General features: G+C 74.9%; 4 protein-coding genes. 3 read left to right on the forward strand and 1 reads right to left on the reverse strand.

Translation table 11 applies throughout. The features are described 5' to 3' along the window. Positions 1–155: 155 nt before the first annotated feature. Entirely contained in the window at positions 156–761 is a 606-nt protein-coding gene (locus GTW43_RS32345; RefSeq protein ID WP_161305532.1) for an NAD(P)H-dependent oxidoreductase, read from the forward strand. Between the two features lie 11 nt (positions 762–772). Beyond that, positions 773–2,254 carry an MFS transporter gene (locus tag GTW43_RS32350; protein ID WP_161305533.1) on the forward strand — a complete coding sequence of 494 codons (1,482 nt, stop codon included), beginning with the start codon at positions 773–775 and terminating at the stop codon, positions 2,252–2,254. 32 nt (positions 2,255–2,286) lie between these two features. On the opposite strand, the gene GTW43_RS32355 is transcribed toward GTW43_RS32350, so the two are convergent. Then, the gene (locus tag GTW43_RS32355; RefSeq protein ID WP_161305534.1) at positions 2,287–2,673 is read right to left on the reverse strand and encodes a hypothetical protein; all 387 of its coding nucleotides are present in this window, start codon (positions 2,671–2,673) and stop codon (positions 2,287–2,289) included. Between the two features lie 136 nt (positions 2,674–2,809). Here GTW43_RS32355 and GTW43_RS32360 point away from each other — a divergent pair, with 136 nt between their 5' ends. Beyond that, positions 2,810–3,442, forward strand: a complete 633-nt coding sequence (locus GTW43_RS32360) for an ATP-binding protein (RefSeq protein ID WP_343246183.1) — start codon at positions 2,810–2,812, stop codon at positions 3,440–3,442. Positions 3,443–3,506: the final 64 nt, after the last annotated feature.

A 3,506-nucleotide genomic window follows, 5' to 3' on the forward strand; every position in this document is an offset into this window, starting at 1 on the left:
TTCGCCCGCTTCCTTCTGTGCCGCCACGGTCGGCTCCTCCCGCTCGATGTCTCGCGTACAGCGTATCCCTCGGTGGACGCCGTACACATTCGGTGTGTACGTTGTACGCAAGAGATACGCCGTACACATCGGCGTACCCGACCAGGGGGTCCACCATGTCCAGCACCGAGCAGCCCACCGCCCCGCTCCGCGTCGCCGTCCTCGTCGCCTCCACCCGCGAGGGCCGCTTCGCCCCCGTCGTGACCCGATGGCTGACCGGCCATCTCGGACAGCGCCCCGACCTGCGCGCCGACATCGTCGACCTGGCCGAGACGCCGCTGCCCACCGTCCTGCCCGCGTTCGGCGAGGAGCCGCCGCCCGGGACCCGGGAGGCCCTCGCGGCGGTGTCGCCGCGGCTGGCCGCCGCCGACGCGTTCGTCTTCGTCACGCCGGAGTACAACCACAGCTATCCGGCGCCCCTGAAGAACGCGATCGACTGGCACAACGCCGAGTGGCACGGCAAGCCCGTCGCGTTCGTCTCCTACGGCGGCCTGTCCGGCGGTCTGCGCGCGGTGGAGCACCTGCGGGTCGTGATGGCCGAGCTGAACGCGACGACGATCCGCAACACCGTCAGCTTCCACCAGGCCACCGGCTCCTTCGACGCGGACGGCCGGGTCGACGACCCCGCCGTGGACGCGGCGGCGAAGGCCCTGCTCGACCAGCTGACCTGGTGGGCCCACGCCCTGCGCGACGCCAAGTCCCGCCGCCCGTACGCGGCCTGAGGGCGGCCCCCATGACGACACCCACCGAGACGGCACCCGCGGCCGGCCGGGCACCCGCCCCGCCGTCCCGCACGGTGATCGCCGGACTGCTCCTGGGCATCGTGCTCGCGACGCTCGACGGCACGATCGTCGGCACCGCCCTGCCCGTCATCGTCGACGACCTCGGCGGCCTCCCCCACCTGTCGTGGGTCGTGACCGCCTACCTCCTCACGACCGCCGTGAGCACCCCGCTGTGGGGCAAGCTCGGCGACCTGTGGGGACGCAAGGGTGGCTACGTGGCCTCGATCACCGTCTTCCTCGCGGGCTCCGCACTGTGCGGACTCGCCCAGGACATGGGGCAGTTGATCGCCTTCCGCGCGGTACAGGGACTCGGGGCCGGCGGCCTGTTCGTCGGCGCGCTGTCCCTCATCGGCACCCTCCTCACCCCCGCCGAGGCCGGCCGCTCGCAGTCGCTGATCGGCGTCCTGCTGCCGGCCGCGATGATCGGCGGCCCGCTGATCGGCGGCTTCCTCACCGACCGGCTCGACTGGCGCTGGGTCTTCTACGTCAACGTGCCCGTCGGGGCCGTCGCGCTGGCCGTCATCGGCCTCGGCGTCCGGGTCCGCACCTCCCCCGCCGTCCGCCCCCGGCGCCACGTCGACCTCGCCGGCGCCGGACTGCTGACCGCCGCGATCGTCGCCCTGACCCTGCTCGCGGCCTGGGCGGGCACCACGTACGCCTGGGCGTCACCGCAGGTCGCGGGGCTCGTGGCGGTCACCGCGGCCGCGCTCGCCGCCTTCGTGCGGGTGGAGCGGCGCGCGCCCGAGCCGGTCATCCCGCCCCGCCTCTTCGCGGACCGCAACTTCACCGTCGCCCAGGTCCTCAGCTTCGTCGCGGGCGCCGCGATGCTCGCGGCCGCCAGCTATCTGCCGCAGTACATGCAGCATGTGCGGGGACGGTCGGCGACGGCGAGCGGGCTCCTGCTGCTCCCGCTGATGCTCGGCATGATGGGGGCCCAACTGGCCATCGGCAGAAGGGTCGGCGCGGGTGGCCGCTACCGCGGCTACCCGATCGCGGGCGGCGCGCTGGCGACGGCGGGCGCGCTCGCCCTGCTGCTGCTCGGCGCCGCCACCCCCGTCTGGGCGGCGTCCGCCCTGACGCTCGCCCTGGGCGCCGGGCTCGGCTGCCTGCTGCAACCCGCGATGCTCATCACGCTGAACAGCGCGGACCCACGCGACATCGGCGCCGCGAGCGGCACCCAGACCCTGCTGCGCACGATCGGGGGCTCGCTCGGTGTCGCCGTGCTCGGCTCGGTGTTCGCCGGGCGCGTCGCCGAGGGGGCACGCGGCGCCGCGTTCCGCTCGGGCGTGGTCGACGGGGTGCACGGCGTCGCCCTCGGCACGGCGCTCCTGTGCGCCGTGGCCTTCGCGGCGTCCTGGGCCGTGCGCGAGGTGCCGCTGCGCTCCGCCGCCGGGGCAGGAGCAGGGGCCGGGGCAGGGGCCGGGGACGACTGAACCGCCCGGCCCCGCCCGCGCGTTCGCGCCGGTCAGCCCGGCAGCAGGCCCGTCGCCGCGCCGACGACCGGGAGCTCGGACAGCGAGCTGCCGGACGTCACCGGGCCGGTCACGGCGGCGGTGCTGAGCGGCTGGAAGTCGGCGACCTGGGTGCCCACCGCGTTGTCGAGCGGGTCGACCCCGGTCCCGGCCAGCGGGTCCAGTTGCAGGTTCTTCACCGGGGCCAGGCCGTACGTCGTGGACGCGTCGACCGCCGAGGTCAGCGGCGTCAGCGGGTCGACGCCACCGGCGGCGCTCGCGCCGGTGGCACCCGCGGCCACCGCCGCGCCGGCCGCCGCCATCGTCAGTCCCGCGCGCAGCAGGGTGCGGCGGGCACCGGTGGTCGGCATCGGGTTCTTGGGGGCTGCGTGTCGGGCCATGAGAGTCGCGCCGCGCCTTTCGTGTCCTGTGGGTGACGGTCGAACCACGTAGCGTAGTCGCACTCGACGTGGCCCGTGCCACAACGCGGTGACGCGGGGTCGGCGGCGGCGCCCCGATGCCTCACACTGGACTCTCGTGAGTGCGCATCCTCCGATACCGACCCGCGTCGTGCTGGTCTCCGGCCCCTCCGGATCCGGCAAGTCGTCCTTCGCCGCCCGCTCGGGGCTGCCCGTGCTCTGCCTGGACGACTTCTACAAGGAGGCGGACGACCCGACGCTGCCGCTCGTGCCCGGCACCGCGGACATCGACTGGGACTCGCCCGGCTCCTGGGACGCCGACGCTGCTCTCGCCGCGATCTCCGACCTGTGCGCGAAGGGCCGCACACAGGTGCCGGTGTACGACATCTCGACGAGCTCGCGGACCGGCTCGGAGGCCTTCGACATCGCGCGCACCCCGCTGTTCCTGGCGGAGGGCATCTTCGCGGCGGACATCGTGCACCGGTGCCGGGACCTCGGCGTGCTCGCCGACGCGCTGTGTCTGCGCGGACGGCCCTCGACCACGTTCCGCCGCCGGCTCCTGCGCGACCTGCGGGAGAGCCGCAAGTCGGTGCCGTTCCTGCTGCGGCGGGGGTGGCGGCTGATGCGCACGGAGCGGTCCATCGTGGCCCGCCAGGTGTCGCTCGGGGCGCATCCGTGCGGGAAGGACGAGGCGCTCGGGCGGGTCGCCGCGGCGGCGGCCGGGCACTGCGCCAAGGCGCGCGCCGCGTAGTCGCGCCCGCGCCGGAGAACCCGGCACGAGGACACGAAGAACGGCGGGGCCGGGAAGACCCCCC

This window comes from Streptomyces sp. SID5785 (assembly GCF_009870065.1).
GTDB lineage: Bacteria > Actinomycetota > Actinomycetes > Streptomycetales > Streptomycetaceae > Streptomyces.